The organism is Mesorhizobium sp. M7A.F.Ca.CA.003.01.2.1, from assembly GCF_003998945.1.
Classification (GTDB): Bacteria; Pseudomonadota; Alphaproteobacteria; order Rhizobiales; family Rhizobiaceae; genus Mesorhizobium; species Mesorhizobium ciceri.
In genome coordinates, this window is record NZ_RZRA01000956.1 from 1 (window position 1) to 2103 (window position 2103).

Sequence of the window (2103 nt, forward strand, 5' to 3'; positions counted from 1 at the left end):
GGATGAGGTCGGCGTCCTGCAGCAGGACACGGGCAAACAGCGTGCGCTGCAGTTGGCCGCCCGACAGCGTGTCGATCGGCCGCTTTTCAAAACCGCCGAGGCCCACCGCCATCAGCGCCTTGCTGACGTCATCGCGATCTTCCCTAGTGTAGCGGCCAAGCAGGCCGCGCCGTGGCCACAGGCCGAGCGAAACCAGATCCACCACCCGCGCCGGAAAGGACCGGTCGAGCTCCGATTGCTGCGGCAGATAGGCGGCACGTACACCGGGTGCGCGGACAACCTCGCCGGCCATCGGCTTCAGGACGCCGACAATACCTTTCATCAGCGTCGATTTGCCGGAGCCGTTGGCGCCGACCACAGCGGTCAGCGAGCCCTTGCGGATGGTGCCGTCGAGATGATGGATCGCCGGATGGCTGCCGTAGCCAAGCGTCAGGTCGCGGAATGTCAGGCAGGTATTTGTCATTCTGCGATCCGTAGGCGGCGAAATCCGGCTGCTGGCAGCGGCCGATTGGATATGTGATGTTATTACATTAGTCAACAAGCCAATCCGGCGGAATTGCGGCGGCAGGGTCAACTTGCCGTGTGTGCGTATCATATGCCGTTGGCCCAAGGGGATTCGACCTGGCGACCTTGCCCCAAGCCGGTCGCGACTCTAAAGAAGCGCAACCGCCACAGGAAGGAACCATCCAATGAGCATTCGTCGCATCGATGTCGGCCCGCGCATGAGCCAGATCGTCATCCATGGCAATACCGTCTATCTGGCTGGTCAGGTCGGCCAGCCAACCGGCAATGTCGCTTCGCAGACCAGGGACATCCTGGCGGCTGTCGACGAATTGCTGGCCAAGGCTGGCTCCGACAAGACCAAGATCCTGCAGGCGATCATCTGGCTGGCCGACATGAGCACCTTTGCCGAGATGAACGCGGAATGGGACAAGTGGGTGCCGCAGGGCAACACGCCAGCCCGCGCCACCGGCGAAGCAAAGCTCGCCGCCCCGGAATATCTGGTCGAGATTATTATTACCGCTGCGATTTGAGGCGTTGAAGCTGCCAATCTCCCCCCACGTGGGGGGAGATCAGCCTCACCCCTGCGGCCTGAACCTCGCCACCAGCGTGTGGCTCTCGGCCGCGTAGGTGAAGCGCACATGGGTGACCGGGTGCTCGGCGCTCCACGTCCGTCGCTCGACCACCAAGCAGGGCGCACCGGTTTCTATATCGAGTGCAGCCGCGATATGCCTGTCGGCGGCGACAGCGCGAATCCGGTGCTCGGCTTCGCTCCACGGCACGCGGCCAATCAGCCATGGTCCTGGTGCGGTGGCCACGAATTCCTCGTCCGCTGCCTCGGGCACGGCGGTGAGATTGATCAGCCGCTGTTCATGCGCGAACGGCCGCTCGCCGGCGAAATGACCGCACTCCAGCGCCAGCACCGGTCCGGCCACGCCGAGTTCCAGCAGCGCGCGATCCCCGGCGCTGCTGCGCCTTTTGTGTCGGGCGACGCGCTCGTAGCGATAGGGCAGGCCGAGCGCTTCGACCTCGATGCGGATATCGTGGATTTCCAGCACCGCGGCCTGCGACTGCGGCCGGCGCACAAAGCTGCCTGAGCGGCGGCGGCGCTCGATCAGTCCGGCCTTGGCAAGCTGCGACAGCGCCTTGTTCACCGTCATGCGCGAGCAATTGTATTGCACGCTCAACTCATGCTCGAACGGGATGCGATGACCGGGCGCCCAGGCGCCGGACAGGATTTTCTCGCTGATGTCGGAGAGGATGCGCTGGTGCAGCGAGCCGCCGCCTTCCGCCTCCACTGTACCGGCCATGCTCATGCCGAAAGCGCCGTCATCACGTTGCGAAAACGCTCAGCGATGGCCTCTCGCTTCACATGCCTGCCGCCGCTGACCTGTTTGCGGCCATGCACCCAGACGCAGTCGACCTTGCTGCCATTGGCGAAGATCCAGGCGTCGAGGATCGCGTCGCCACTCTTGCCGGCCAGCGAGGGATTTTTGGGATCGAGCGAGACAAGATCGGCGGATGCGCCGGCGGCGATCGCGGAAGCACCGGCGCCAAGCGCGACGCTGCCACCGTCGAGCGCGGCGTCGAACAGTGCGCGGC

The 2103-nt window shown here is 64.6% G+C and carries 3 protein-coding genes and 1 pseudogene; 1 reads left to right on the top strand and 3 read right to left on the bottom strand.

Annotated features, from left to right (window positions below; all coding sequences use genetic code 11):
• A partial coding sequence (locus EN969_RS28190; protein WP_164758561.1) for a metal ABC transporter ATP-binding protein occupies positions 1-463 on the bottom strand: 463 nt, incomplete at its 3' end.
• A 226-nt stretch (positions 464-689) separates the two neighbouring features.
• Between EN969_RS28190 and EN969_RS28195 the strand changes: the two genes are divergently transcribed.
• Positions 690-1034 carry a RidA family protein gene (locus tag EN969_RS28195; protein ID WP_013532306.1) on the top strand — a complete coding sequence of 115 codons (345 nt, stop codon included), beginning with the start codon at positions 690-692 and terminating at the stop codon, positions 1032-1034.
• A 45-nt stretch (positions 1035-1079) separates the two neighbouring features.
• Here EN969_RS28195 and hutC read toward each other — a convergent pair whose 3' ends face one another.
• Positions 1080-1817 (bottom strand): histidine utilization repressor, encoded by a 738-nt coding sequence (gene hutC / locus EN969_RS28200; protein WP_082826433.1) that lies wholly within the window; start codon positions 1815-1817, stop codon positions 1080-1082.
• Positions 1814-2103 (bottom strand): annotated as a pseudogene (locus tag EN969_RS28205) (formimidoylglutamate deiminase); the annotation flags it as partial. The pseudogene EN969_RS28205 and the gene hutC, both read right to left, overlap by 4 nt.

Excerpts from the sequence above, each read along its gene's own strand:
- EN969_RS28195 (WP_013532306.1), top strand. The coding sequence starts at position 690 with ATGAGCATTCGTCGCATCGATGTCGGCCCGCGCATGAGCCAGATCGTC.
- hutC (WP_082826433.1), bottom strand. The coding sequence starts at position 1,817 with ATGAGCATGGCCGGTACAGTGGAGGCGGAAGGCGGCGGCTCGCTGCAC.